At 70.3% G+C, this 26,824-nt stretch carries 23 protein-coding genes; 3 read left to right on the top strand and 20 right to left on the bottom strand.

Going from position 1 to position 26,824, the window contains the following annotated elements; translation table 11 throughout:
* Nucleotides 1-1,557: DUF2637 domain-containing protein (locus tag ABZV34_RS27310; protein WP_356281926.1), on the top strand; the 1,557-nt coding region annotated here is incomplete at its 5' end.
* A gap of 249 nt (nt 1,558-1,806) precedes the next feature.
* Here the strand turns inward: ABZV34_RS27310 and ABZV34_RS27305 are convergent.
* The 20 genes from ABZV34_RS27305 to ABZV34_RS27210 form a co-directional block, all read right to left on the bottom strand.
* Nucleotides 1,807-5,196 carry a hypothetical protein gene (locus ABZV34_RS27305; protein WP_356281923.1) on the bottom strand — a complete coding sequence of 1,130 codons (3,390 nt, stop codon included), beginning with the start codon at nt 5,194-5,196 and terminating at the stop codon, nt 1,807-1,809.
* Nucleotides 5,196-5,651, bottom strand: coding sequence for a Tad domain-containing protein (locus ABZV34_RS27300; RefSeq protein ID WP_356281920.1), 456 nt, complete (start codon nt 5,649-5,651; stop codon nt 5,196-5,198). Before ABZV34_RS27300 ends, ABZV34_RS27305 begins: the two co-directional genes overlap by 1 nt.
* Nucleotides 5,648-6,100, bottom strand: coding sequence for a TadE family protein (locus ABZV34_RS27295; RefSeq protein ID WP_356281917.1), 453 nt, complete (start codon nt 6,098-6,100; stop codon nt 5,648-5,650). Before ABZV34_RS27295 ends, ABZV34_RS27300 begins: the two co-directional genes overlap by 4 nt.
* A gap of 5 nt (nt 6,101-6,105) precedes the next feature.
* Complete coding sequence (locus ABZV34_RS27290) at nt 6,106-6,531, bottom strand: TadE family protein (RefSeq protein ID WP_356281914.1); 426 nt, start codon at nt 6,529-6,531, stop codon at nt 6,106-6,108.
* Nucleotides 6,531-6,746, bottom strand: a complete 216-nt coding sequence (locus ABZV34_RS27285) for a hypothetical protein (protein WP_356281912.1) — start codon at nt 6,744-6,746, stop codon at nt 6,531-6,533. The genes ABZV34_RS27290 and ABZV34_RS27285 overlap by 1 nt, the downstream gene beginning before the upstream one ends.
* Nucleotides 6,747-6,784: 38 nt before the next feature.
* Nucleotides 6,785-7,669 (bottom strand): type II secretion system F family protein, encoded by an 885-nt coding sequence (locus tag ABZV34_RS27280; protein WP_356281909.1) that lies wholly within the window; start codon nt 7,667-7,669, stop codon nt 6,785-6,787.
* On the bottom strand, nt 7,666-8,619 hold the full coding sequence (locus ABZV34_RS27275; protein WP_356281906.1) for a type II secretion system F family protein: 954 nt from the start codon (nt 8,617-8,619) through the stop codon (nt 7,666-7,668). The genes ABZV34_RS27280 and ABZV34_RS27275 overlap by 4 nt, the downstream gene beginning before the upstream one ends.
* Complete coding sequence (locus tag ABZV34_RS27270; RefSeq protein ID WP_356281903.1) at nt 8,616-10,118, bottom strand: CpaF/VirB11 family protein; 1,503 nt, start codon at nt 10,116-10,118, stop codon at nt 8,616-8,618. Before ABZV34_RS27270 ends, ABZV34_RS27275 begins: the two co-directional genes overlap by 4 nt.
* Nucleotides 10,108-10,932 (bottom strand): hypothetical protein, encoded by an 825-nt coding sequence (locus tag ABZV34_RS27265; protein WP_356281900.1) that lies wholly within the window; start codon nt 10,930-10,932, stop codon nt 10,108-10,110. Before ABZV34_RS27265 ends, ABZV34_RS27270 begins: the two co-directional genes overlap by 11 nt.
* Nucleotides 10,932-11,636: an SAF domain-containing protein gene (locus ABZV34_RS27260; RefSeq protein WP_356281897.1), complete on the bottom strand. Its 705-nt coding sequence runs from the start codon at nt 11,634-11,636 to the stop codon at nt 10,932-10,934. Before ABZV34_RS27260 ends, ABZV34_RS27265 begins: the two co-directional genes overlap by 1 nt.
* A gap of 24 nt (nt 11,637-11,660) precedes the next feature.
* Nucleotides 11,661-12,467, bottom strand: coding sequence for an ATP/GTP-binding protein (locus ABZV34_RS27255; RefSeq protein ID WP_356281894.1), 807 nt, complete (start codon nt 12,465-12,467; stop codon nt 11,661-11,663).
* 35 nt (nt 12,468-12,502) lie between these two features.
* Nucleotides 12,503-13,102 (bottom strand): hypothetical protein, encoded by a 600-nt coding sequence (locus tag ABZV34_RS27250; RefSeq protein ID WP_356281887.1) that lies wholly within the window; start codon nt 13,100-13,102, stop codon nt 12,503-12,505.
* A gap of 361 nt (nt 13,103-13,463) precedes the next feature.
* A complete protein-coding gene (locus ABZV34_RS27245; RefSeq protein WP_356281884.1) occupies nt 13,464-16,088 on the bottom strand; it encodes an ATP/GTP-binding protein in 2,625 nt (874 codons plus the stop codon).
* The gene (locus ABZV34_RS27240) at nt 16,064-16,714 is read right to left on the bottom strand and encodes a hypothetical protein (protein ID WP_356281881.1); all 651 of its coding nucleotides are present in this window, start codon (nt 16,712-16,714) and stop codon (nt 16,064-16,066) included. Before ABZV34_RS27240 ends, ABZV34_RS27245 begins: the two co-directional genes overlap by 25 nt.
* On the bottom strand, nt 16,711-17,859 hold the full coding sequence (locus tag ABZV34_RS27235) for a bifunctional lytic transglycosylase/C40 family peptidase (protein ID WP_356281879.1): 1,149 nt from the start codon (nt 17,857-17,859) through the stop codon (nt 16,711-16,713). The genes ABZV34_RS27240 and ABZV34_RS27235 overlap by 4 nt, the downstream gene beginning before the upstream one ends.
* The gene (locus ABZV34_RS27230; RefSeq protein ID WP_356281877.1) at nt 17,856-20,615 is read right to left on the bottom strand and encodes a hypothetical protein; all 2,760 of its coding nucleotides are present in this window, start codon (nt 20,613-20,615) and stop codon (nt 17,856-17,858) included. The genes ABZV34_RS27235 and ABZV34_RS27230 overlap by 4 nt, the downstream gene beginning before the upstream one ends.
* 3 nt (nt 20,616-20,618) lie before the next feature.
* Nucleotides 20,619-23,282, bottom strand: a complete 2,664-nt coding sequence (locus tag ABZV34_RS27225; protein ID WP_356281875.1) for an ATP-binding protein — start codon at nt 23,280-23,282, stop codon at nt 20,619-20,621.
* Nucleotides 23,279-23,863 (bottom strand): hypothetical protein, encoded by a 585-nt coding sequence (locus ABZV34_RS27220; RefSeq protein ID WP_356281873.1) that lies wholly within the window; start codon nt 23,861-23,863, stop codon nt 23,279-23,281. Before ABZV34_RS27220 ends, ABZV34_RS27225 begins: the two co-directional genes overlap by 4 nt.
* Complete coding sequence (locus ABZV34_RS27215) at nt 23,860-24,189, bottom strand: hypothetical protein (protein ID WP_356281870.1); 330 nt, start codon at nt 24,187-24,189, stop codon at nt 23,860-23,862. The genes ABZV34_RS27220 and ABZV34_RS27215 overlap by 4 nt, the downstream gene beginning before the upstream one ends.
* A complete protein-coding gene (locus ABZV34_RS27210; protein WP_356281867.1) occupies nt 24,186-25,118 on the bottom strand; it encodes a conjugal transfer protein in 933 nt (310 codons plus the stop codon). Before ABZV34_RS27210 ends, ABZV34_RS27215 begins: the two co-directional genes overlap by 4 nt.
* 410 nt (nt 25,119-25,528) lie before the next feature.
* Here ABZV34_RS27210 and ABZV34_RS27205 point away from each other — a divergent pair, with 410 nt between their 5' ends.
* Nucleotides 25,529-25,687 (top strand): hypothetical protein, encoded by a 159-nt coding sequence (locus ABZV34_RS27205; RefSeq protein ID WP_356281864.1) that lies wholly within the window; start codon nt 25,529-25,531, stop codon nt 25,685-25,687.
* A gap of 123 nt (nt 25,688-25,810) precedes the next feature.
* Complete coding sequence (locus tag ABZV34_RS27200; RefSeq protein WP_356281861.1) at nt 25,811-26,806, top strand: hypothetical protein; 996 nt, start codon at nt 25,811-25,813, stop codon at nt 26,804-26,806.
* The last annotated feature ends 18 nt before the right edge of the window (nt 26,807-26,824 follow it).

Below are 26,824 nucleotides of genomic sequence, written 5' to 3'. Positions count from 1 at the left end.
GTGGTCTCCGTCGAGGCGGCCCGGCACGCGATCGGCCGGATCGCCGACATCACCGCCGACAAGCACATGGAAGGCGTCCGCCTCACCCGCTGGATACTCTCCCCGCTCCCCACCTTCCTCCTGTGGCGCCGGATGAAGCTGTGGGAACTGCGCTCCTACGAGCAGGTCATCAAGCTGGAGCAGGAACGGCTGGTCTACCAGGCCCGGCTGCGCTCCCGCTTCGGCCGCGCCTGGCGCCGCAAGGCACCGGTGGAGTCCCTGATGCCGCTGCGCCTCGCGCGCTACGGCGTCCCGCTCGCCGAAACCACCCCCTCGGGCCTGGCCGCCGCGGGCATCGAAGAGCCAGTGAGGCCCGGCATCGACCCAATCCGGGAAGCTCCCCATCTCGCGGCTCCTGAGGCCAGCCCCGTTGCTGGGATCGACGGAGGGGTTGAGCGGCTGGCCCTCTCCACACCGGCGGCTAACGAGCCCACGCCTGTGCCCGCATCCCAGCCGAGCCGCGCCCGGCAGTCGCCCGCCGAGCAGATCGACGCCAACGGCGTGCTCGCCGAGGCTTACCAGACCTGGCGCGCTCACTTCCAGATGGAGCCCACGCCCCGCCAGTTCGCGGGCTTTCTCCGGGACGAGCACGCCATCACCACCGGTGCCGGACACCCGCTATCCGACGAGCAGGTTCACCCCATCCTCGTCATCCTGCAAAAGCGCTATGCCACGTCCGACGAGCCCGCCACGCTCCAGGTCTCCTCACCGGATCCGGTTGAGAATGGGGACGGCGACGTGGAATGGGAAGAGTTCTTCTTCCGAGCTTGGGAGGACTACGGACGGGAGCACGGTTTGTACCCCGACGCCGCGCAACTGGCCGACTACGTCTTCCAGCGCGACGGCATCACCGGTGTTGGCGGCCGGCTGCTCGCGGGCTCTGACATCGAGTCGTTCGTTGACGACTTCTGGAAGCGTGAACTCGGCGACGCCGCGCCGGATCTCAGAGTGTCCCAGGGAGGGGGAGATCTCTCGATCCCGGCGCAGGCCGGTGCCCGGGACGAGCCGGTTGAGACGGCCGGACCGGCTGCGGCGGGTACGCGCCGGCGGGAACTCCGGGTCCCCATCGAACCTGACCCCTCGGACGAGGGAGAGACAGCCGGTGACGGGGAACCGGTGTACAGCCCGGGGGAGCGGGGCGTTCTGACGACGGTCGACCGCTACTACTTCGCGTGGGCCGACTACCTGTCGCAGCACGGGCAGGAGCCCAAAGACCGCCAGCTCTCCACCTTCCTCGCGGAGAAGCACGGCGTCCTCGGACGAGGCGGCCAGGGCGTCAGCCCGAGCACGCTGCGCCGGTACCTGCCCGGCTTCCGCATTTTCGCTGCATGGTCCGCCCTGCGCGAGCACAACCCGGTTCCCACTGCGCAAGACGTCGTACGTGAATGCGCAACTCGTGAGATCTCAGTGCGCAAGTCGCCTGTCACGGCGGAGATGATCGAGGCGGACCTGCTGGACTTCGAGCGTCGCTGGCACGTCCTCGCGCAGCATGAGCGACGGATTTCATCTACTACCTGACCCGGTACAACATCGTTCGAAACGCTAAAGAGTTGCGCATTGTGGCCCTGAGCTGCGGAAATGCGAAATGCCTGCTGTCCTACTGAACGGCTCTCAGGCTGCGAGGGGAACGTACTCGAGCCCCGACGCTCTGGTTGCGCAGTCCCGCGGGCCCGGCCGGATCTGGTGCCAACTTGCGCTCTTCTGGCCTTTCCACGTCTGCGTACTCAGCTCCGAACGCACGCACACCGAGGTCCATGGACTGCGGATTCATACGCGTTGGTTGTTCGGCGTGGCTCCGGAGGATCGCTGTCGCGCTGACGCCTTACCTGTCGCAGAGCCTGAACGCCGAGTGCGTGCGCCTGGCTCGGTGTTGGTGAGGAGTTCGGTGATCAGCTGCTCGGTGTCGATCTCAAGCGTGCAGTCGAGTGTCTGGTTGATGTGTTGTATGCGGGTGATGGCGGTGTGCAGGCCCTGTCGGTTTCCGGCCGCGTGTTCGATGCGCATCCAGTCTCGGTACAGGACCTCTGCCGTGTCGTCGACGTCGAGCCCGGTCCCGACTGCCTGGCGAGCTGCGCTGAGGTTCTGGTGCCGGCCCGGGGGAGTGCGGTAGGCGGCGATGGTGTGCGCGATGTCGATGATCCGCGTGACCATCTCCTGCTGATACGGCTCAGCCCACGGCAGGGGCTTGCCTCCGAACGGTTTGCCTCGCACCAGAGCGAGCGCCCTTTCCAGGTCAGTCACGCCGGCTGCTCCTTGGGGCAGGGCTCGTTCGACGAACTGTAGGAAGCGGGTCCAGTCGCAGCGCACTTCTTCGGAGAGCCGGTAGGGGTCTTCGCCGGAGCGGCGGCGAGGCACGTACCGGCTGCCCATGGGATCGGTGCCCAGGGCGCTGCGCAGGTCCTTGATTCGCGCATTGAGGGTGCTCGTCGACCAGGAGCTGATCGGATCCATGGCGGCGCACAGGACATCCGCGCTTCGGCCCGGACGGAAGAACAACAGCGCGGCAAGCTGCGCCATGCGAAGACCGTGGCCTGTGTTCTCCACACCGTCCACCTCGACTGGCCCCAGCACGCGGATCTCGGGTGCGTGCCGGTCGAGCGTGCGGCTGTCCGTGTCAGGATCCGGGCCCTCCTGGACGGCATGTTCCTCGGCGGTGCCTTGGGCGGCTGGCTGCTGCGTGGCCGGGAGCGGAGGTATCGCGGCGTCAGGGGCTGGCACGGATTTATCACCGGCAGGAGGCAGCGACCCGATGCGTTGCACCAGCTGCGGGCCGGGGGGCTCGGTGCTGGCGGCGAGCAGAGCAGGGAAGATGCCGCCGCTGGCCTCCGCATGTGCCGGCGACGGGTCGACGTGTGCCTCGGTCGCTTTCCCCGCGGGCTTTTCGGGCCGAGGCTGCTCACTGTGGCCGGTCTCATCAGGGACGTTCTGCCAGGGGCCTTCCGGTGGGTTCGCGGGTTGCGTGGACATCAGCAGGGCGGTGGTGATCTGAACGTATGAGGCGTGCTCCAGGCGCTGCATGGTGATGTCCGTGCTGGCCGAGTCGAGATGCTGCGGGCCGCTGGTCGAGGCGTTGAGGATGTCTGCCTGGGGGAAGTGCGGGGAGGTCGTGCTCGCCGGGGCGACGAGAGTGACGGGTACTGATCCGGCCTTGTCGATGACGTCGGCGAACTCCCAGGCGGTCTCGGGGTCCAGCGGCGATGCGCACAGCAGCAGGTAGGGCTGGTGACTGGTGTCGGGAAGCTGGTGGGCTTCCAGCAGCCGTTCGCTCATGTCGCGCAGTGCGTGTTGGGCGTGCCGCATGTGAGCGATCCGCGCGGTGGGCAGCAGACGTGGCAGTTCTTCGCCGAATCCGACTGTGACGACCTCCACGTCTCTTGCCCAGGGGCTCATTCCGAGTTCCAGGGCGAGGGAGGCGCACACCTCGGCGATGTGGACAGCACTGCCATCCAGCAGAAGGGCGGGAACCCGGGCCAGGTTGAGAAGCAGAAGATCACCGGCTTCGGTGCTGCCGACTGTCACCAGTCCCGGGTACGGTGCCGCCACTTCACGGGCGGCTTCTTCGTCCAGCAGTGCGGCTTCAGCGGGCAGGATCCACCATCCGGCTTTCCCTGCGATGAATGGCGTAGCTGGCTCTTCGGTCAGGTCCTCGGGAAAGACCTCCAACGTGCGGGCACCGATCCGTGCGGCCCGTAGAACAGGCACGCTCACATGGTCTTCCTGCTGCGCAGCGGCTTCGTGGGCCATGGTCCGCAGGGCCACGTCCAGGCGAGTGGCGCCGCCCGGTTCGGCGGCCGCCGCCAGCTGGGCTTCCGCCGGGGAGGTCTCGGCTGCGATGGCAATCGTCTCGCCGGGCTTGCGGCGGCGGCGCTGCAGCATCCGGCGCGCAGCGAGAGCGCTGGTGATGGCGGCCGCCAGCAAAGCACCCGCTCCCACCACCGTCCGCAGGGACAGCGGTTCGTCCACAGGAGCCGGGCCTGTCGCTGTGGGGGAGACGGCAGCCGGAGCGGGTGCCTTGGCCGACGGGGATGGGGAAGCGGCGGGGCTGCCGCTGGGTGCGCTGGGAGACGGCTTCGTAGGTGCGGGTGTTGTGCTCTGGCCGGCAGTCGGCCCACCACCAGAGGTACGGGAGGTGGGGGAGTCCGTCTCCTGATTCTTCGCCTGGCCGGAATCGCTGTCCTGTTGTGCGGCAGGCCGGTGGGGCTGGGCGGCGGGCACGGTGACCTCCTGTCCTGCGAAAATCATGTCTGGGTCGCTGATCTCAGGCAGGCCCTGAGGCTGTGGTCTTCCCTGACTGGCCTGGAAAAGCTGCGGCCACTCGTCGCCGTTGCCGAGTTCCCTCTCTGCGATCGTCGACAGGTAGTCGCCCGGGCGGACCGTGACGACGTGCTCCCTCTCCTCGGACCCGGCGGGAGCGTTCCCTGCCAGCTGCGTACGGACGCTTTCGTCCGGGATGCCGCTTCTTGGCATCTCCAGCTGCCAGCCGGGCTGGAGAAAGCTGTTTGCCTTGAACACCTGCCCGCCGGCCATGGCGTGGCCGTCGTTCAGCGCCGCGATCTCCCGCCATCGCTCGCCGTCGCCCAGTTCTCGCTCTGCGATGCCCCACAGACTTTCCGCCGGTCGCATCTCCCGCACGGTGTATGTCGGGTGCGACGTCGCGGAGTGAGCTGACGGCGCCCGGGCGGAGTCGCCAGGTGCAGCCGGAGAGCCGGGGGCTGTCTGGCCTGGGCTGTGCGCCGCGGCGGTGCCCGCCGTGGTGTGAGCGTCGGCGGCGAGGGCTGAACTGGTCGGTAAGAGAACCAGGATGCTGCCGACGAGGAGGGCCGCGACGCGTTGTGAGGCACCCAGCCCGTGGGGCGCTTGCCAGGTCCGCCCCTGCACCTGGGCGATCAGCTCGCGCAGTACGCAGAAGGTGAACTGTGCCCACCCGATCCAGCCCACCGCGATGAGCAGCAGCAGAACGACCGCACCGGTGTCCTGGCGGTCCAGCAGGTGGGCGAGGTCGTCGCGCGTGGCTGTCCAGATGACCGGGGTGGCCCAGGCCAGCAGACACGGCAGCCCCACGATCGCGGACGCCAGGGCGAGCAGGCTGAGGAAGGCCTTGAGGACACGGGCCAGGGTGCGGGCCACCGCCACGGCGGCGGAAAGGGTGCTCGTCATCAGGTTCCTTCGGGTGTGGTGACGCCGTGCAGGAGGGTGGCGTGGCCGTGGCCGGTCACCGACAGCGAGCCGATCCCGACAGCCGACAGGAACTTCGTGTCGTAGGAACCGGTGACGGTGACGGTGAGAGTCCGTCCGTCGCCGGACACGCTGACCGTGCCGGTGGCGCCCGCGGAGCGCAGGTAGGCCTGGGCGGCGGCCTGCGCGTCCTGCGGGGCAACGACGATCGCGGTGCCGTTGATGGCTTTCGCGGGGTCGATGGCCTGACCTCCGGCCCGGGCGGCTTCGCCGGCGATGTAGTCGGCGCGTTCGGTGGAACGCATCTTGCTGCCGCCGTCCACGGCGACACCGATGATGCCGATCAGGGCGAGGACGCACACGGCGACGAACACGGTGACGCCTCCCCGGTCGCCGCCCGCGTGTCCCGAACGCAGCCGCACCTGCCGGTGGTTCATCCGTCCCCCCGCTGCCTGTACATATCGACAACCGAGGTAGCCGACGACGTGAGTGTCCGCGCACCGGGAACGCCCGGCAGCAGGTCCGATAGGGGGACCTTGCAGGTCACGGTCACCGTGACGGTGCCGACCTGGCCGACCGGCACGCTCAGGCCACCGGTGTCGACGCTGACGCTGGTCGACGAGCACGTGATGCCCTGGTCGTTCAGCGATTCGGCGGCCGCCGCGTGCGCGGCGCTCTGCGCGGCCGCCGCCGTCCGGTGGATGGAGGCTTCCCGTGCGGCGTCCTCGGCCGCAGAATCAATCTTCGACCCGGAGGTGACGATGCGGCCCCCGGCGATGGCCAGGCACAAAAACATGATCAGTGCCGGGAGGATGATGGCGGCCTCGATCGCAGCACTGCCGTCGTCGCCGTATCGTCGGCATGTCCATGGGGTCCTGATTCGCACCTGGTTCACCCTCCCGGGACGGTCCAGCGCTCCACGGGGCCGGACGCCGACTGGGTGACGTGCAGGCCCGGCAGGCCGGGGATCATCGACATGGCTGTTCCGGAGACCTGCACCCGCACCCGCTGCCCGTCGCTGCCGGCGGCGACGCTGCATCCGAGCAGGCTGTCGCCCGCGCTGCGTCTCAGCACCCTCGTTGCCCGGGCACGGCCGTCGGAGGGCCCCGCCTGGTAGGCGCGTGCAGCGGTGAGACCTTCACGGGCCGCGGTCAGGGCGATCTGCCGGGCATAGAACCACATGGACGCCTGGACGACAGCGACGGTCGCGAGCAGCACGAACGGGAACACGATCGCCATCTGGATCGACGTGTCACCGCGGTCATCGCTCCACCGCCGCCCGCGCCACCAGCTCTTCAGCTGCTCGGGAGGGGACATCACAGGCCGGTGAGCTTGCCGTTGTACTTGTTGATCACGATGGCGATCGTTCCGGCGATAAGGATCGCGCCGGTGATGCCGGCGGCCCAGATGATGACCGTGGTGATGCTGATGTCACCCCGGTCGGGCCGGCGTGCAGCTTCCTCCAGCCGCTCCCGCAGACGGACGCCCCACACATGCACCGCACCGCAGGCACGGGCTCCTGTCTTCTTCATGACCTCTACTCCTTCGGTGAACCGGGCGGGTGGCGGGGTCAGACGGCAAGCATGCGGATCACTGCGGGGAACGCCATCAGCAGCATCACGAGCACAGCGAGCAGGGCGCCGGGGGCGGTCATCTTCTCGCTGGCGGCGTTCGCCTCCGTGGCCTGGTCGGCGAGCAGTTCGGCATTCAGCGCCGCGGTGCGGGCGCGCAGCGCCTTGTACACGGCGGCGCCGTCGGTGGCCGAGCCGCGCATGATGTCGGCGACGTCACTCAGCACCGGCAGCTGGTACTCGGCGGCGAGCTCCGCCAGCGCCTGGTAGGGCGGGATCTTCTCCATCCGGGCCCGGCGCAAAGCGCCCTGCAGATACAGGAACGGCCAGCCGCGGCCGACCTCTGCGGCTTTCTCCAGGGCTTCCGCGGCGCCGGCGTCGGCGGCGCGCTTGAGGGCCACCAGGTCCAGGTAGGCGGACAGCGCGTGGGTGAACTCCTCCCGGGCCCGCTTCGCCTGGTCCCGCACCGCGAGATCGGGGGTGAGGAACAGCAGCCCCGCAGCCACCAGACCGACACCGGCGGGAATGTAGAACGGCAGACCCACGCCCGCGATAATCCATGGAACCGTCGCGATCACCGGGCAGAACAGGCCCAGCACGGCAAGGGCCGTCTTCTTCAGCATGAACCGGCCCGGCCCCTGCCCGAGGAGGGCCAAGCCCATCGTGGGGACCCGGACGCCGGGCAGACGCTCGAGGCGGGCCAGCAGCCACCGCCCCCACACCTCATCGCGATCCGGTTCTTGGTCGGGCCTGGTCAGGACGGTCGGGGCACTGCGCGCGAGAGCGGGCCCCAACGCCGTCTGCGGGTGCAGGAGTTCCCTCACCAGCAGGGCGACACCGGCGCCGACCGCGCCACCACTCAGGACAACAGGCACCAGATTCACGAGACGACTCCTTCAGGGTCCCGGCCAGAGGAGGCACGGACGTCCGCATCGGTGGCGGGGGTCGGCTGCCGCACCGCGCTGGACGGGTCGGCGACCAGGAAACGCGGGATGCGGTGGAACACGCCGAGCTGCCGCATCAGGGCGAGGACCGCGATGAACCCGGCCGCCAGGAACGCCAGGACCAGCTGGCCCAGCAGTGTGGAGTACGGCCTGGTGTAGGAGGGGACGAAGAACCCGGCCACCACGACACCGGCGGTGATGATCGTCATCCACCGCACCGTCGTGCGGGGTTTCGCCCGCGCCGATTCGACCTCGCGCTTCTTGGCGACCTCCTCGCGGACCGTGCCTGCAAGGTCCTCCAGGCCTTGCGCGAGGCCCGGCCCGCGGTCGTTGACGGACAAAACGAGCGCGGCGATGACCCGGTCCGCCGTGACATCGTTCAGTTCATCGGCGAACGCACGCAGTGCGCCCTCCGGCCGCCACCCCAGCCGCAGCCGGTCGGACAGGTTGATGACCTGCGGGGCAATCTCCTCCGCAGCCCCCTGTCGGCTGGTCACCATCGCCTGCTCCAGCCCCATACCGAGGCGGAGCAGGCCGGCAAGCCGCTGCGTCCACTCGGACAGGCCCTCCAGCTGGCCGATACGTTCCTGCGCGATGCGGGCCGGGCGGATCAGCCACGGCACACCGATGACCGCGCCGCCGAGGAGCACGCCGCCCGCGAAGTTTCCCGAGACCAGCCACACCGCGACGAACACCACGCCGGCCGCGGCCGCGCTGGACCGTCGGCGCAGGTGCACCTCCTGGCCGCCACGCGTCCGGGCCGCTATCGCCCGCAGTCGCTGCCCGGGGGTGGCCCCGCGCGGTGCTGTGGTGCCCACGATCCCGGCGACGACACCGACCAGGCCGCCGACAGCAGTCATGCCGCACAGAAGTCCCCACACTGCGGTCACCGGCTCACTCCCACCTTGAGCGGCAGCGGCGCGGTCCAGGCCCCGTACGGCTGATGGAGCAGGGTGGAGTCGAAGCCGACGCGCCGCAGGTCATCCACGCAGCCCGGATCCATCCGAGGCACCGCACGCAGCTCACCGAACTCGGCACCGGGGGAGAAGACTTCGTTCGTGGCAGGACGCCCGGACTCCCCGATCCCGGTCACCTCCAGGACGTGGGAGACATAGCGGTGACGGCGGCCGCCGATCTGCGTCTCGTCCGTCATGTCGACGTACACGATGAAGTCCAGGCCGTTCGCCGTCTGCCGGTAGGCAAGAGCCTCGGACAGGTTCTCCTGGGCCAGCGCATACAGCTCGGCGATCCGGTCGAAGACGATGCCGGGGCGCCGGGCGTGGATGGTGCACAGGTTGCCGCCGGAGCCGTTCGTCAGGGCCTGCATCATCGCCACGACCTCGGGTCCTCGGACCTCGCCGACCACGATCCGCTCGAGCGACATCCGCAGTGCCGGGTGCATCAAGTCCAGCAGCGTCACCTCGCCGGCGCTGCGTCCGGCCGCGTCGCGCTCCCCGTTGGACTCGCGTCCGACCAGGGAGACCACCTGCCGGTGGTAGCCGTCTGTGTGGGCGAACAATTCGTCCTCGGTCTGAATGGTCGCGAACCGCGTCTCCGGGTCGAACTCGCGGAGCATCGCGCGCAGCAGCGTCGTCTTTCCCGCCTTCTGCTTGCCCGCGATCATGATGTTCTTCTCGGCGCGCACGCACGCGCCGAGGAACTCCCGCAGGACCGGGTCGATCGTGCCGAGGCGGACCAGGTCGTCCAGGCCGGCGTGAGAGACGCGGTGCCGGCGGATGACCGCGTACGTCATCGGTCCCAGCCCCGTGATCGCCTGCAGGCGGGACCCGTCCTGCAGGGACAGCGCGAGCGTCGGGTTCGCCGTGGAGATCGTGCGCTCGCCGTGCCCAGACCCACGGGCCAGCTCCCGCAGCAGGTCCAGGAGCTCCTCCTCCGAGTCGGCGATGGGCCCGACCCTGCGGCGCTCACCGTCGCCGTAGTCCAGCCACACCTCGCCCGGACCCTGGATAATGATGTCCTCGACCCGCTCGTCGTCCAGGTACGGCTGCAGCCGACCGGCCCGGAACAGCAGGTCATAGACGGCACGCCTCAGCACGGCGTCCTCGCTCGGGGCCATCGCCCGGGCGTCCGACCACAGCGCGACCGCCTCGTTGATCCACTCCAGGCAGCGCTGCTCCTCGCTGGCCCGGTCCACGTCTGGTGATGTCTTCAGCAACTCCTCGCGCTGCTTGGCGACCTGGGCCGCGATGTGCCGGGCCACCGCGTGATCGACGGTTGCCTGAGGCACAGCCGTGCCGAGGGCCTGTGTGTTCTCCGCGCTGCCGGCAGCCCGGCCGGGAGATCCGTCCGCCGGGCGCTGGCGTGCCTGCTGGGGCTGCCCGTGCGGCGGGGCGGCGACGGGGTCGGTGTGCAGAGGCTTACCGCGCACGGGCCACCTCGGCTCCTGCGGCGCGAAGGCCGGGATCGAGCCGGGCCCGGCGTACCGCGGCCCGCTGAACCAGCAGCGTGCTGCACGTCCGGGCGGCCTTCATCAGCGACGACTTCTCGAACCGGCGGGGCTGTTCGGCCCCGTCGGACAGCACGCGGGCGTCATCCGGCGCGTACGGCAGGTTCGCCACCACGGGTACCTGCAGGACACGCTGCACCTCGCCTGCCGGGTAGGGGCCCTCGTTGATCACCACCACGCTGACGTCGCCGACCCGCTCCTGGAGCGCTCGCACCCTGCCTTCGGCCGACTGCAGGCTGCGCAGGGTGTTGCGGACCACAACGAACACGGCGTCGGCCTGCTCGGCGAGCTCACCGGACGGGCCGAAGGCTCCGCGGCGCCCGAGGTCGATCAGGACGTCGTGGCCGTGCTCGGTGTCGATGCCGCGGAAGATGACGCCCAGGGCCTTCCAGACCGATCCCAGGCTCGCCGCCTGCACGGGATCGGTGATGCCCGGCAGCAGCAGGCGATCGTGTGCCGGCTCCGGTGTTGCGTCCTCGCCGCTCAGGTCGATCAGCTGGCGCCAGAAGCTGTCGCCGAGATCGCCCTGCCGGGCGGCGATCGACAGGTTCCGCAGCCCGTACCGGTCACCGAGTGTGCCCTGCAGCAGCCCGTGGAGCACCGCGCTGCCGTCGGGATCGCACTCGGCCAGGATCATCCGCCGCCCCGGCTCCAGCGGCCAGGACATCAGCAGGGCCAGGGCGGTAGTGGTCACGCCGGGAGCGCCACTGCAGCCGGCCAGCGCGATGACCGCCATCAGCGGGCGTCCGCAGCGGCGAGGACCAGGCGCAGCGTGCCCGCAGCCACCCAGGCGGCGGCCGTGGGACCGTCCGTGGCCGAGGTCGCCACGTCGACGACGACGATTCCGGTGCCCGGTGCCGCCTCGGAGGCCTTCACCACCCGCCCGTCGACGGTCCGCGGCCCGGCAGCGGAGGCACCGTCGGACTCCGTCGCCCCTGGGGCGGGGACGTGCACCAGCAGAACCTTCTGGCCCGGCACCAGCGCGGTGGCCGGGACCTGCTCGGGCTTCAGCCCGATGGGCACCACTTGCTCGCCGGGCTTCACCAGTACGTCTTTCGTGACCTGTGAGGAGGAGAGGAGGGAACCGGGCTTGAGCTCCACAGCTGCCCGCTGGCCGACCACCTGGTCCAGGGCGCCGGACCGCACCGCGTTGACGGCCGGGTCCAGTGCCACGGATGCCGTGCCCAGGTCGGCCTCGGTGAGGACCTGCCCGACCTGGACGTCGCGGACGACGGTCACCACTTCAGTGCGGTGTCCGACCTGCAGGAGCAGGACGGCAACGCCGGCGCCGCCGGCGGCGATCAGGGCCAGCGACAGGGCGATCACGCCCGGCCTTCGCCGGCGGGCCGACACCCGGGGAGGTGTCACCGCCCGGGCCACCTTTCCCTGCTGGGCCAGGCCGTTCGGGGATGTGTCTGTGCGAACTTGGGTCTTGCTCACCGATTTCCTGTCCTTCCTGCGGTACTACCTGACGACCTGCACTTCACCGACAGCCACCTGCACGTTGGTCTGCCGGACCTCGGTGAGCCGGCCGGCCGCTCCGCCGCCCTGCCAGCCGATGGTCCACGTGGACATCGCGCTCACCGGGAACCTGCCGTGGACGGCGCCGGCCGACGTCGTGGAGTACAGGTGTCCACACGTCGGCGACTGGGCCATGCCGACGGATGCCCGGTACGGCGTTCCCGGACCGTTGCACGTCACCGAGGTCCCGTCGCCCATCTGCCAAACGATCTTCGACACCTTGGCCGTCGCGGTCACGGTCACCCCGCCGGCTGCCGCTGAGGCGGTGTTCGGCCCGTACGTCGTGGCGCTCCGGTTGACCCACATCCACACCGGGACGCCGACGGTGTACCGCCCGGCCGCCCGCGGGCTCGCGATGTCCGGGCCGAGCAGCGTCATCGAGTCGGCGGCCCGCTGCGCCAGCTCCTGAGGATTGACCTGCTGCTGCGGGGTCTGGCCCTGCGGCACGGCCACGAACCCGTCAGGATTGTCGTCGGCGCCGTCGGAGCAGGAGTAGAAGTACAGGTCGCTCTTGTTCGGGTCGGCGCCCTTCCAGGCCGGGAAGTCGGCGGGCGGCTTCGGATCGACCTTCACGTAGCGGCACTTGACGTCGCTGTCGCTGCTGCCGCTGTGTGCGTCACCGGACTGTTCGCCGTGGCCGCTGTGATGGCCGTGCGTTCCCGCGCTGACGCAGAACTTGATGACATGGCAGGAGCCCGCGCCGACATGGGGATCGCCGTCACTGGCGTATGCGGTACCTGCTGCGGCCACAACGAGTGCCCCCGCGAGCAGGCCCAGGCGTCGCGTCAGCAGGCCTTCTCTTGCGCAGTCACCTTCGTGACCATCCATTTCGTCCCCCACTTTTCAAGCGTCGCGGTGCTGACGTATCTCAGGAGCCGTTCCGAGGGCAGTGGAACCTTCTTCTTCGAGGTCTTGTCGACCAGCGTCCAGGCGGTGATGTCGACGCAGTCCGTGAGCGTGGCCTTGGGAAACTTGCCGACCGTGACCTCGGGGTCTGCGGGGTGGATTGCTGGCTTCCCCGTCGTGATCTGGCCGGCCTTTCGCAGTTCCGTGAGGTCGGATTCGATATCCAGCAGCGCCCGGGCGGTGGTGGTCTTCCGCAGCGCGGTCCCTGCTGACGACGCCTTCGCGTAGGCCACGACCGACGCGTCCCAGGACTCCCGGTATGCGGCGAGCGCGGCAGCCTTTTCGTCGACGGCCCTCGGACTGGGAGAAGGCGAGGACACTGCTGTCTTTCCGGCGGGGCGGCTGGGCGACGACGGGCCGTCACCTGCGTTGGTGCATCCGGCGAGCGCCACCAGACTGCCGACCAGAAGGGCGGTGCAGTTCCGGGCAAGGATGGAGGGCTCCCTCATCCCCGGAATAGGTACTCGTGCTGCGGTCACGTTGTCTCCCCGTGCGACGCGATGCGGTGCGGATGCTGCCCCGTACCCACCGGCGGACGACGGTCCACATCCGCTGCCTGGCAGGTCGGAGACTGTGCGTTTGCGTGATCGAAAGGCTACGCATCGGCAGGTCAACTGCCCACCTTTCGAGACCAGTTCACCTGCACATCAGCGGATGAAAGCGGGCATCCTGACGATCGGATGTCGATTTGTAGGTGTGTATATTTCCGGGCCCTCCGCCAGCACGCCGCCCGGTTTGTCCGCCGCTGTGACGCGGCCCCCGAGCCCTGGCCGACGGCTTCTTCGGCCACCGGGCGGCGATGGCCCTGCCACTGGCATCGGCGTCGCTGCGGACAGCGGGTCACTTGTACCGCTTGGTCTGCCCAGGCGTCACCACGCCGGTGGGGGACTGGTCGGCCAGGAAGTCTGCGACCCGCTGGATCTGGTGGGCGGAGCGGGTGGTGAGCTCCGCGAGCGGAAGGGCGCCGGCATTCTTGAGGGCTGCGTGCTCGAGCGCGGGGGCGTGCTGAGGGCGAGCCTGTGCGGCGAAGACCGCGTCGAGGTGGGGCCCGCGCAGTTGCACCGGTCCCAGGCGCTGTCCGTGCACGTTCATGGAGATGTAGTGCTCGAAGCGCGCCATGGTCGCGACCCGCTCAGGAGTGGGGTTGTCCCCCCACTCGGCGGTGATCGGCGCGATCGCGGAGACCGATCCCGCCGTGGTAGCCAGCGTCGACGCGTTCTGGACCAGGGACAGACGGACCGCAGCCGGCAGGCGGGCCAGCAACTGCGTCATGCCGTGGACCTGGCAGCGGTACTTGCGGAAGTCCTCGAACATGGCGGCGATCGTCTCCGGTGCCGCTCCGGTCAGGGTGATCAACTCGTCGAAGTACGGCCGGAACGGCACCCGCTTATCCTCCGGGGTGTCACGGCGTGAACGCACCGCCCGCAGCAGATCCCGGGCGAGCAGTGCGGTGATGAGGCGGTCGGTGGGACCACTGCCGCCCGGGCACACCCACACGATCATCCGGGAGTCCATCGCCGCGCGGATGTCGTAGACGCCGACCGGCTGGCCGAGGAACGCCCGCGTGACCGGGTTGGCGGACAGCCGGGCGATCGGGTTGAGGACCACGCCGAACGCGTCCGGCGGCAGCGTCGGGTAGACCACGTCCCACCACGAGCGCGTCTCCTCGTCGAGGCGCCCCGCCACCGCGGTGAGCGCCGCCCGGCGGAACTCAGCATCGGCCAGCAGGGCCCGCACGTGGAAGATCGTGGACTGGGCCTCGGGCCGGCCTGCCCGGCAGGCGGCTTCGTTGACGGCGACCAGCACCGCCAGCGCGGAGGTGAGGATCGTGATGGCGCGCGGTGCGGTCACGTCGTCCCAGCCCAGTGCGGACGCGTACGCGTCGGTGATCGACTCGACGACCTCGTGTGCCGCCTGCCCGTGCTGCATGCCGAGCGGATTCCACGAACTCACCCGGGGCGCGGGGCCCAGGCCGTTGAGGTCGATCAGCGCGATGCGTTCCATCAGCGGCTCGTGCGCGAGGAACTTGGTGGCGCGCGGCCAGGAGTCCCGGTGCGGGTCGAGGAACATCAGCCCGCCGCCGGCGTGGGCCCATCCGATCGCCTGCGCGAGGGCGCGCTCGGTTTTCCCGCCGCCCGCTTTGCCCACCCCGACCTCGAACAGGGTCTCCTCGGCGTAGGTGGCGACCAGGCGCTGCCGCCCGTCGGGGCCCTGGTAGATGCCCTGAAGCAGCAGAGCCGGGTCTCCGAACTCGAAGGTCGGCAGATCACTGGCGAGGACGGGCAGACGGCAGTGCACGGTCGGCGGCTTGAGCAGTCCGGTCAGTTCTTCCAGACGCACCCAGTTGGCGCGCGGCGGCTGGCAGTGTCCGAGGTCCCAGCGGCGCTCGAAGCCGCGACGGGTGGGCCAGTGGTCGGCACCCACGCGCCATGGCCCCAGCCGCCATCCGCGCATCGCCCACCTGGAGCGGCCGCCGAACACGTCGAACGCGGCCTGCAGCTGGGCGAGTCTTGCCTGGGCTCGGCCTTCGATGTTCGATGCGCACATCACGAGGAGCTGCACGCGCACGAGCTGATCGTCGTCGGCGAGCTTGCCCAGCGCCTGGGCCGCTTCGACCCGGCGGGGCACTGGGGGCATGACCAGCCGCCGTCCGGCGCCACCCGAGCGCGGATTGTCACTGAGCAACTCCTGCAGATGCCAGCTCAGCGAGTCGTCGATGCTGCTGGCGTCCTGACGCAGCCAGCGTGCGGCCCGCTGGGCCTCCCGGCGCTCCGAGCGGCGGGCGGCACCCATCAGCTGCATCCGTCGTGCCTTTAAAGCCCACTTGGGGGCGCGCTGGATGTCGAGCCGGATCTCCGCGAGGTCCCCCAGGTCGCCGCGCAGGTCGGCCACCGCGTCGATGAGCGGCTGGAGCGGATCGGGGTTGAGCGGCACCTCGCGTAGCGGCGCGGTGGGCTTGCCGCGCAGGATGAACTCGGCCCGCACGGTGTGCTCGCGGGGCCTGTCGACGATCGGCAGGCCCTTGGTGACCGTCACGTCCGGGCCGAACGGGCCGATGGACAGCAGACGTTGACCACCCGCAGGGCCCTCAATGCGATACCGCAGAGGGCTGGAGCCGTCCGCACGCATGCGGATCTGCACTGCCTTCGCCCGGCGGGGAACCCACCAGGGCATGGCCGTGGACGCGCGGGCGAGCTGGACGCCGCGGCGGAAGATCTCCTCCAGACGTGGGTCGAAGTGCCGGTTGGGCACCAGTTCCAGGGCCATCCGTTCCTCCGACGCCTTGGCGGCCAGGCGCCGCACCACACTCTGGCCGGCCGCCCATCCTGCGCCGACGACAAGAGCCAGCACGTACCAGTGGTCGTACAGCCAGGCCATAACATCGACCACACGGGCGACCAGGTCGACGACCTGCCCGGCGGCCGCGGTCTCGCCGCCGGTCATGTTCGGGGCTGCGGGGTCCACGCGGAGCCTCCTCTGCTCGTGGTGCGAGTGAAATACAGATCGGTGACGCGGCCGTCGGTGTAGGTGCCGCCGCGGTCGGTGCCCGCCCACACCAGGTGCACCACGGCCCGCCCGGACGCGCCGTCACCACGGGCGATGACGGCCTGGACGCGGAACCGGGCCGTGCCATACGCCGGAACGATCACCTGCGCTCTCTCGCCGAAGAGACGGGGCCACTTCCCCCGCCCCACCCCGGTGGCATCCGCGCGCAACACCCCGGCACCGGCCACGCGCAGCTCCAGCTCGTCGCCGGCAGGCAGATTCGCCGGCCACGCCGCCTCCAGAGCGCGTTGAATGCCCTGATCACCAGGCACGCCCTCACCATGTGGCGGAAGTAGAGGAGTGCCGCGTGATGCCGACGGCGAGACCGTCTTCGCACCCGCGGACACGGCCCTGGTGGATGGCTGGGCGATGGCGCCCGGCTCGACGGTCGGCGCATGCATGGCGGGCGCCGCGGACGCGGATGATGCAGAGGGCAGAGGTGTGCCGGGGCCGTGCGGCGAGCCCAGCAGGACGGCGCCCGCGACGGCGAGAACCAGGCTCGCGACCAGCAGCAGGGCAGAGCTCTGCGGTGAAGGCGCTGTCATAGCAGGCGAGCCCCTCCCGCGAACCCCGACATCGCGCTGACCGCGTCCAGCCGTATGACGGTGCCGGGACGAGCGGCATTGATCATCTGGCCGCCGCCGGCGTAGATCCCGACGTGGTAGATCGTGGAGTCGAAGCCGGGAGCGTAGGCGTAGAAGACGAGGTCCCCCGCCTTGAGCCCGCCGGTACCCGCACTCGCGGGGATCCGCCGGCCGACTCCGGACTGGGCGGCCGCGGTGCGCGGTAGCCGTATCCCGGCCCTCGCGTACGCGTAGGTGGTGAGCCCAGAGCAGTCGAAGCCCTTGATGGCGACGCCGCTCTTCCCGCTGGGGGAACAGCAGATCCCGTACGACGCCCCGTTCACGTTGCCGCCGCCCCACGAGTACGGAACACCGCGCTGAGACAGAGCCGCGGCGAGGACGTCCTTGGCCCTCCCGGACACATGGCCCAGGCCCGGCGCCTGGGCGGCCGCCATGTACTGGTCGATCCAGCCCAGCACGTTCGTCACGTAGGCGTCGGAGTGGTTGTACTGCAAGATCGCGGCTTTCAGCTGCGAGCTTTGAGTGAGGTTGCGGCCGTCGCCGCACAGGTAGACGGCGGCGCCGAGCGCGGCGTCGTCGGCGTTGTGCGGGTCAGCCCGCTTGTCGCCGTTCGCGTCCTGGCCGATGCCCTCCCAGGTAGAGGGCAGGAACTGGAAGGGCCCCACGGCCCGTTCGCCGGCCGCGGTGCCGTCCCACTTTCCGCCGTCGGTGTCCGCCACCGCCGTGGTGTTGCCACCGGCCCCGGAGCCGTTGAGGAGCACTCCGTAGATCTTCGGACGGATGTCACCGTTGTCGGCGATCCCGCGGCCTGTGGCATGGTTGGACTCGATCTTGGCGATCCCGGCCAGGATCGGCCAGCGCATGCCCCGGCACTTCGGCACATGCTCTCCGACCTGCTGGACTGCCTTCTTGTAGGCGGTGAGCATGCGTGGCGGGATGTCGGCGGCACTGCCTCCCTCGGCGATTCCGCCGTCGTCGGCAGCCGCTTGCAGTGCGGTGACCGCGCCGATCGCGCTCGATATCGGTGCGGCGCAGCACACGGCGGCGAACATCAGCAGCGCGACGATGCATCCCCACCGGCGGATTCGGCGCCCGGGCAGCCTCATTCGTCCTCGTCCTCGTTCTCGGCCCTGCCCTGGCGGCGGGCCTGCTGCTGTTCCCGCTTCAGGCGTCTGCGTTCGGCCTCGGGCGCGGTGCGCCGCAGTAGCTCCTGCATCCGGACCGCCGCCTCTGCACGCGCAGCGCTGCTGGCGCGGCCGATGCCAGGAAGAACCGGGCCCTGCGGCTGGCTGCTCACCGGCGGTCGCACCGCGCTGCTGCGCCGTGCTGACGACGCCGGCCCAGAACCAGATGCGGCAGCGGCCGCGCCGCTCCCGCTCCCGGTTGGGGACGAGGTCGGGGCAGCGCTGGGAGCGGCGGGCGTGACCGTACGGCTCGCTGAGCTGCTCGTCGTCGCTGGTGTGCTTGTGGCCGGCAGACGGCGGCCGGTGAACGGTCCGCTTCCGCCGCTGTCGTCGGTACGTGTCCGCAGGACCTCGGAGACGTGCCGCCTTGTGTCGCCCCAGGCGCGGATGTCCTCACGGACGGTGTTCCCCCACACCCGCCGCTGCTGGCGGGCGTCCTGCGCCACCTGCGCACCTCCCGAGCGGGCCCGGCGCACGTTCGCCGGCAGGCCGACGGTCGCCCCGTACGCGGCCCGCCCGCCGCGGTGAAGAATGCGATACCCGCGAAAGCGCACCAGCCGGTTGTGGGCACGGGTCGAGAGCAGCGTGCGGTCGGAGTTCTGGTCGTGCAGCACCTTGTTCGCGCGGCCGTCGACCACCTGGCCGTCCTCATTGCGATAGCGGTCAGGAGGCCCGCTCGGCCGGCGCGGTCCGCCCGGACCGGACCCGGACGGCCCGCCGTCCAGCGGTCCGCCACCCTCCGGATCCCCGCCGGCGGTCGGCTTGCGCCACTTCGCCAGGTGCGCCGCGTCCGGACGCCGCCCGATCAGCAGCCAGCCCGCCCCCTTCACTCCGAGCCGCGCTCCCAGACCCCCCACGGCGACCGCCGCGGTGAGCGGGGCAAGACCGCGTCCTGCTTCGGCGGTGGCATCGGCGAGCAGGCTGCCGGTGTCGACGGGCATCCCGGCCCCGTCGGTGAAGGAGGCGAGCGCGCCCATCAGCCGCTGTCGGGTGCCCAGCAGCCCGAACCGGCCGCCGTAGCCGCCGGCGAATGACCGCAAGCCACCGCCGTAGCCGCCCATCGCGGCTGGGGAGTTCATGGCGAGGGCCGCGCCGAGCTCCGAGGTGTCGCCGGGCATGTGGGTGCCGCCGATCTTGGCGTAGCGCATCCGCATCGCCATCCGCTGACCGAAGGACGTGATCCCGGCCAGCAGACGGCGGTGGCCGGCCGCGCCGGCGATGGCGAGGACGTCGATGAGCAGGATCCGCTCCACCATCAGGTCGGGGCCGTTGGTGATGGTGGCGTCGATGGCGATGCCGAAGAACGGGATGAACGCACAGATCGCGACCACTGCCAGGACGGCGATGCCCCACAGGGACAGCCACTTCCACACGCTCTGACGCGCGGGACCAGGCAGCATGCCCGCGACGAAGGTGACGCCGCCGACGGCCGCTGCTGCAGCGCAGATGCCCTGGGTGCCGAGCAGAACGATCGCGCTGGACAGCAGCATGCCGCAGATGAACAGGGCGGCGATCAGCAGCAGGAAGACGCCCCCGACCCGCCACCAGGTGGGCTTTGTCGCGTAGGCGGCGCACGACTTGCCAACTGGTCCGGCCCGGCTCAGGTCGGCGAGGAACGCAGCGAAAGCCTGGTCCTGATCGGTGACGATCGCGTTGGCGGCATCAAGGAGCTGGCCTCCTCGCGTGAACGTCGGTAGATCGTCGTTCTTGCTCGGCCTGCCGTCGACGCCTCGCTCGCAGTACTTCTTGGCCGGTCCGTGGATCCGGCTGCAGGCGTCCTTCGCTCGATCCGAGGGAGCCGAGCTGGGCATATACCCACCGGTGACCCACTTCAGATGGACGGCGTAGGCCTTGCGGTCGGAGTCCTTGGCCGGGTCGAGAACGCGACCGTACTGAAGGAGCATGTACGGCTTGACGATCAGCGCGTTGGTGATCGAGTCCTGGAGCGGACGGGCCACTTCCCGTGCAGAGACCGGTCCTTCGTTTTCACGTTCCTCGCACTTGATCTCGGAGCCGCCGGCCATGCCGGCGCAGGGGTCGTAGCTGGCGAGTTTGCCGCCCCAGTCGTAGGAGTTGACGGATCGCTGGGCGACGTCGGCGGCCACCTGCTCGGACTGTCCCAGTGGTCCGTCCGGCGAGAGCAGGGTGTCGGGGCGGATGAGAGCGGAGGCGGCGAGCGCCGCAATGAGGAGGGTGAGGAAGATTTCGCCCAGGCCGCGCCCGACCCGCCCCCGCACGATCATGAATCCTGCGAACACGAATGCCCAGGCCAGCAGCAGACCCTTCAATCCGAGAGAGTCGACCACCACGCTGTCGTAGGTGTCGGCGACCTTCTGAGCCGGGTGGATGAGGATCTTCAGCAGCGGGAACCGGAAGGCGACTTCGATCGCCCACCCCGCCAGCCCGACCAGCAGCCGTATCAGGGTGAACAGCCCGGACAGGGCGAAGGCAAGGGCCTGCGTCCTGAAGGCGACGATGGAGCCGCCTGAAGCGTTGAGGTCGTACCCGTCGATCGGTACACCCTCGGACGAGTCGATGTTCAGCGGGGCAAGGAGGTCTCCCGTTTCGCTGCCACTGCTGGCCGCGTAGACGACCTGGCTGTTCACCAGGACGAACACGGTGGTGAGCAGCACGACGAATCCAGCGGTACGGAGAGTGCCGCGGTCTGGGCGCAACATGTCTCAGCCCGCCTCCTTCGCAGGGGCATCGCCGGCCGCATCGACGAGCGGCTCAGCGCGGCGCCCAGGCGTGGTCGTGATGGACGACTTGATGCGGGAGATGCGGGGGATGACGGCTTTGAAGCGGCCGGTGTTCTGCCGCGGGCAGGTCAGCAGGAACTCGCCCTCCCTGCCGCGCTGCCCGACCGGGGACAGGCCGGTCGTCACCAGCCGCACCAGCTCCGGATCGTCAGCGTCGAGCCCCACGAACTGGAGGCCCCGGCGTGCGCGTTCCCGGTCCGCGGTGCGGGCCAGCGCCCGGTAGGCCATGAGGCCGCGGTCGGGGCCCAGTTCCTCCGCGTCGTGGGAGGCGGCCAGCAGACCGGCACCGTGCTTGCGTCCGTCGTGCAGAATCTCGTGGACCAGTGCGGTGCCCTCGGCGGACGAAGTCAGCCAGTACAGCTCGTCCAAAACGACGGCGGTGAACCGTTCGGGGTCCTCGAACGCGGTCTGACGGGCGATCGCCGCAATCAGATACAGCACCGCACGTCCGATCAGGGCCTCCAGCGGCTGCTGGTGCAGGACCTCGGGGTTGTCGAACGCGGCCTTCGGCGGCAACTTCAGCCCTGTCGTCGTGATGACGATCATGTCGGAGGTGCTGGAGGCGTCCAGCCGCACCGACGGCAGCGCCGGGTCGAACACCATCGCCGCGAGCGGGTTGGTGGCCACCACGCGGATGAGGCCGGCCAGGGTAGCGGCCGCGTCCTGCCGCCTGCCCGCCTCGCGAGACGCCATCTCATCGAGGACCTCCAGGACACGGTACATGGACGGCTCCGCGCTGCTCGCGGCCACTTCCACGGCGTGGTGCAGGACCTCCCCGCTCGTGCTCATCGGCCCGATACCGAGCTGCAGCGTGAGGTAGGACAGGGCGTAGTGGCGGCCCTCGGGGCCCGCGAACATGCGCAGCGGGTCGATGGACACCTCGGCCTGGGCGGCATCGATGATCTGGACACGACCCTTCGCGGCGGTCCGGGCGAACGTCGCCCATTCACGGACCGGGGTGCGGTCGATACAGATCGCGCAGCCACCCCGCGCCCACACCGACTCCGCGATCAGCTTTTCCAGAACGCTCTTTCCCGCGCCGAGATCGCCGACGATCCCCATCGACGCGGACGCATCCTGCTTCGGCGCATCCGCGACGTTGATCATCACGGGGCGGGTGGTGCCGCAGTCCAGGTCGATGCCAAGGAACATGCCGCTCGGATCACCGACCTCAGCGAGGGTGAACGCCCCAGACAAGGCCCAGTCCTCCGAGACCTGGTGCTGCGTGAACTCCCGCACCACACCCGGCCGGACCGTGGCCGGAAGACCAAGCGTGAACAGGGCCTCCTGCAGGCCGGCCGGGCGCACCGCCCGGTAGTCAGCGCCGCCGAGCAGCGCGATCAGCGCCCGGGCCCGCGCGTCGCAGACCGCGGAAGTGGGCCCCCACACGGTGAGCACCGTCACGGACTGCACCTCGACCTCGACCGACGTCCGCGACAGCCGGGCATCCAGTTCGCCCAGATCGCGCGCCGCGTCGCTCAGCGACGCCGGCATGCCGGTGGGCCGGGCGTCGTACTGGTCGGCCTGGTCGATCAGCTCGTTCTTCTTGCGCCGCACCTGATCCCGAGCCTTCTCCGCCGGCACCAGGGTGAGGTCGATGGTGTAGTCGACGGGGAAATCGAGCATCTCCAGTTGGGCGAACAGGTCGGCCGCGCTCAGGCTGACAGCGGGCGGGCACTCGGCCAGAGCCAACTGCGCCTGGTAGCCCGTACCGGTGTCGGACTCGACCTGGAGCCAGCGCCGCCGCAGCGGGGAGCCGCTGCTCAGCCGCCACCACGCCCCCCGCCCCGACCGCGTGACCTGCCCTGCGCTTTTCAGGTCGCCGACGTCGTCGACCGCCGGATCGATGCCGCCCTCCTGCAGCCGCACCTGGCCGAGGTCGGCGTAGCTGGGGGAGTGCAGCATCCCGTCGCGCAGCGTGCCGCCGTAGAGGTCGCTTCGTTCCGCTTCGGTGAGCAGCGGTTCCGGCAGCCCGCGGTGCAGGGCGTGCTGGACCATCCACACGATCTCGGCCGGGCGGGCCGGACGGAACGCGATGCCGCCGGCGAGCGCTGCCTCCACACGCGAAGCCTGCTCGCGGTAAGCGTTCACCTCACGCCGGGCCACCGGCGCCGGCCGGATGCCCAGCATGGGGCCGACCTCGGCCCACATGGCGCCGAGCGACGCCGACACCTGCAGGGCGGCCGTCTCGGTCTGTAGCGGGACGGCCAGCCACAGGGTGCGGCGATGCATCTCCTGGCCCTCCAGCAGGTCCAGGGTCGCCTCGACGTTCTCCACCCACGGATGCGGCCCGTCATCCTGGCCGGTGCCCGGGTCGATGCCTTCGATCATGCGCAGGGCGACCTCGCCCGGATCGACCTGGGCGCACAGCCCGTACAGGCGGGGCGCCCCGGACAGGGACCGCACCAAGTGGGTGATCTTTGCCACTTGCTCGTCGCGGATCGCCGCCGGCACGTGGGTGCCCTGAACGGTTTCCTCGCGCCGGCCGTCCGCATCGGGGCCGGGGTGAAGGCGGTAGAGCGCCCACACGCTGCCGTGCGTCGACCAGACGAGATGTCCGGCGATGTGACGGACCGGGATCCTCACCGCGCACCTCCGCTCTGCTCGGCGAGGGCAAGCAGTTGCTGCACACCCGACATCGGCCCCAGCGGAATCGCTGGCCGGGCAACCGAGGAGCGGTGCGGTCTCCGACCAGCCGACCGGCGGGTGGCCCGGGCGGCAGACGCGCCGACTCGACCAGCCAGCCGACGGGCGGCCCGGGCAGAGGCCCCCGCCGTGCTGTCGTAGAGCGTGCCTTCGAGGGTGAAGCCGCCCAGAAGGGGGCGGGCGGCCCGGTCGCGCGCCGCCCGGCCGCCGATCCGGCCACCGCGGGGCTGCCAGCCCAGCAGCAGCCAGCCCAGCGCGGCCTGCATCGGTGCGCGGCCCCGGACCTTCGGCCGGCGCACGGTCCAGATCGCCAGCAGCCAGGCCACGATGGGAACGGGCCCCATCCACGACCACCAGCTGATGGTCTTGATCAGAAGGAAGCAGCCGCCGACCGCGACCGCGATCTGCGCCGGGGTATAGGGCCCGAGCGGGATCTTCCAGTCGGCGACCCTACCCAGTACCCACGGGTGACGACGGGCCGCAGTGTAGAAGCGCCCCACCCGTCCGTCGGCCGCGTTCACAGCTCGCCTCCCGCATTCCGGGAGCCGGAATCGACGGTGCGGACCACGCCGGGGAGCGCGGGGACGCTCTTGGACGGGTTCTTGACCTCGTCCTCGAACATGTTCGCCAGGTCCTCGCGGGAGTTGTACAACCCGAGCGCGATGATCATCAGCATCAGAGCGCCAATCCCGGCCTTGAGGCTGAACTTCTGAATCATGATCACGACGACGAGGCAGACGAGACCGGCCTGGAGCCCCTTGGTCGCCCAGTCCTTGAACATGGTGATCCACGAGTTGCCGAGGTCGTTCAGCTGACCGGAGAGGAGCACGCTGTGCACCGTATTCACCGGGCACCCCCGCTCTGGGCGGCTCCCGACTCCAGCACTGCCACTTCCCACCGGCCCGAGCGGGCCTTCATCGTGAGCTCGTACGCGAGCGGCCACCGCCCTGCCGCGTCCCGCGCTTCCACCTGGGCCGCGATCCGTACCACGGTGCCGTCGCCCGGCATCTGCTCGACTGCTGCCCCCTTCTCCACCGCCACCACCTGCTGGACCGTGACCGCCGTGTACGGGGCGGGAGTGACGGCCGCCAGCACTACACCGGGCGCCAGGTAGCGACCGATCTCGCCACTGCCCGTCAGATACGCGCCCAGGAACTCGCCTACGGCAGATGAAAGATCACCGTCCGGGACCGGCACTCCGTACGGCGACGCCGGCACAGCGACCCGTCCCGGCCCGGCGACCAGACCGGGGGCGCCGGTGACCGCGAACGCCCCACCCGAACGATCCGCGGACACCGGCACCGCGTAGTAGCGCACCGCCCCATCCGCGTACTGCGCAGCCACCGTTACCGACCAGGCGCCGCTACCGCGTTGTGCACTGCGCACCGCCGTCACGGAAGCCGGCTTCGACTGCGCACCGGGCGCCGGATCCGGCAGGTCAGCATCCGGCGCCATCGACTGCGCAAGCCGCGCCTGCGCACTCGTGACGTCAGCAGCGCTACTGCGCAACCAGGCGCCGACGAACAGCTGCGCATAACCGGAAGGGTCGGCTGCCGAGGACGCAGTGCGCACCGACGCGGGCGTGGCAGTCGTGGCCGCGGCGACCGTGGCCGGGGAGGAGGCGAGGGCGACAGCCAGGGCCACCGGGCCGGCCGCGATCACCGTCCAGACCACGAGCCGTGAAAGACGCACGCGGCGCCGCATCGCCTCCAGCCGGGCGCCCGCAGCCATCGGAGCGGCGGGTGGGCCGCCCGAGGCCTGCTTGCCAACAGACATGGTCGAACTCCCAGGTCAGATCGGGTGATTGCTGACCTCGAGACAACCGGCCACCCCCGACCCGACCACCGACCACCAGACCCCGACCACGGTCACGATGGGGACACGAAGCTCGTGGTCGGGTCTGTGGTCGCCCCGACCACAGACCCGACCACGCCCTCTCGCCTCCCGGACGGCCGGCCTCCCGGACAACGGCTCCGTCTCGGCATCGATGACCGCAGGCCTGCTCCCTGGAACGCCGTCCACGGCAGACGCTGCGCATTGCGCACCGCCGTCCCGGAAGCTGGTCGCGACCACGCACCGCTTCACCGTCGGAACACCGCACAAGTTGCGCACCCAGCGAGCGACCCGCCATTGCGCAACTGGGATCTGCAACTGCGCACGCCCAACGCCTCCGCGGACACTGCGCAATGCACCGGCCAAGCGGCGCGAGGCGACTGCGCAACTACCTGCACGAGGACCTGCGCAGGCGTGGCGACCGCGACCACGGCAGGCAGCTGGCGGCGTTGCCGGATCGTGACCGATGGTCGGGCCTCATGGCCGACAGCATGGTCGGGGCCAGCGGGTGAGCTGACAGCCATGGAACGTATGCACGCCTCCGCATCCGAACCGCCCTCCCGCCGACCTACAGGGACCGGCACGGCGGTGCACCCATGCGGCCCTCCCCCACCGCTGGCGCCGGAGACAGCGCGGTGAGCGGCTTCGGTGCCGGGATCCGGCGCGGGGTGATGGCGGCCGACCAGTTCATGCAGGTCACCATCAGGCTGTTCCGCGCCCCCCGCCTCTCCCTCAAAGCGAAAGGTCTCTTCGGCTACATCAGCACCCACCGCAGCGGCTGCCAGATCACCGTCGCCCACCTGGCCCGCCACGGCCAAGAACGCATCCACGCGGTGACCACAGGCTTGGAAGAGCTGCAGGAGCACGGATTCTTGGTGCGCGACCGCGCCCGCAACTCCGATGGCAGCCTCGGGGCCGCCCAGTACTGCATCACCGACCTGCCAGCCCTGCACAACCCCAGCTCACCACCAGGGTCGGGCTATCCAGGATTGGCTGAGCCGAGATTGGCTGATCCGGCCACTAAGAACACCATGCTCAAAAAGACCAACAAGCAGAACACCAAACCCCTCCGTCCGTGCGCAGCTCCAACAGCGCGTCCCGTACCGCCACCCCCGGCAGACGAGATGCATCCGGGGATCCGGCTGCTGCTGGAGATCGGCGCGAGCCGGCCCGAACTGCTGCTGACCGGCAAAGTACTCACCGAGCAGGGCCGCGTAGCCACCGTGATGCTGGACGTCGGCTGGAGCTGCGAACAACTGCGCCACGTCATCACCGACCGGCGCCTTCCGCATCCAGTACGTACCTCGGTCGGTGCGATCGTCGCCGCCCGACTCCGCGCGGCCCAGGCCTACCCGCCGCCCTCCACCACAGCGGATCACGACTACGCGCCCGCGTGGGATCAGCCGGCCACCCGGCTCTCGACGTCAGCAGCTGCCCGCACCGTGACAGAAGCCCTGACCTGCCGCGCGCTCACCGAGTGCGCCGGCTGCGGCGTGCCCACGACCGCGCCCGGCGACGACCTGTGTCCCGCCTGCCTCGGCTGGCCGCTGTGCCGCACCTGCCCAGGCCCCACCCGCAGACGCGCCCACCCCGACGGCGACGGCCGCTGCGCAACGTGCGCCACAGCCTGACCGGCCAATCGGAAGGAC

This window comes from Streptomyces sp. NPDC005195 (genome assembly GCF_040608315.1).
GTDB lineage: Bacteria > Actinomycetota > Actinomycetes > Streptomycetales > Streptomycetaceae > Streptomyces > Streptomyces kaempferi.
This window is presented reverse-complemented; position numbering and strand designations above follow the sequence as displayed.

What these genes read in the sequence shown, in the direction of transcription:
- ABZV34_RS27300 (WP_356281920.1), bottom strand. Translation starts at nt 5,651, where the DNA reads ATGAACCACCGGCAGGTGCGGCTGCGTTCGGGACACGCGGGCGGCGAC.
- ABZV34_RS27205 (WP_356281864.1), top strand. Translation starts at nt 25,529, where the DNA reads ATGCACCGGCCAAGCGGCGCGAGGCGACTGCGCAACTACCTGCACGAG.
- ABZV34_RS27240 (WP_356281881.1), bottom strand. Translation starts at nt 16,714, where the DNA reads ATGACAGCGCCTTCACCGCAGAGCTCTGCCCTGCTGCTGGTCGCGAGC.
- ABZV34_RS27210 (WP_356281867.1), bottom strand. Translation starts at nt 25,118, where the DNA reads ATGTCTGTTGGCAAGCAGGCCTCGGGCGGCCCACCCGCCGCTCCGATG.
- ABZV34_RS27290 (WP_356281914.1), bottom strand. Translation starts at nt 6,531, where the DNA reads ATGTCCCCTCCCGAGCAGCTGAAGAGCTGGTGGCGCGGGCGGCGGTGG.
- ABZV34_RS27305 (WP_356281923.1), bottom strand. Translation starts at nt 5,196, where the DNA reads ATGACGAGCACCCTTTCCGCCGCCGTGGCGGTGGCCCGCACCCTGGCC.
- ABZV34_RS27265 (WP_356281900.1), bottom strand. Translation starts at nt 10,932, where the DNA reads ATGGCGGTCATCGCGCTGGCCGGCTGCAGTGGCGCTCCCGGCGTGACC.
- ABZV34_RS27230 (WP_356281877.1), bottom strand. Translation starts at nt 20,615, where the DNA reads ATGTTGCGCCCAGACCGCGGCACTCTCCGTACCGCTGGATTCGTCGTG.
- ABZV34_RS27285 (WP_356281912.1), bottom strand. Translation starts at nt 6,746, where the DNA reads ATGAAGAAGACAGGAGCCCGTGCCTGCGGTGCGGTGCATGTGTGGGGC.
- ABZV34_RS27235 (WP_356281879.1), bottom strand. Translation starts at nt 17,859, where the DNA reads ATGAGGCTGCCCGGGCGCCGAATCCGCCGGTGGGGATGCATCGTCGCG.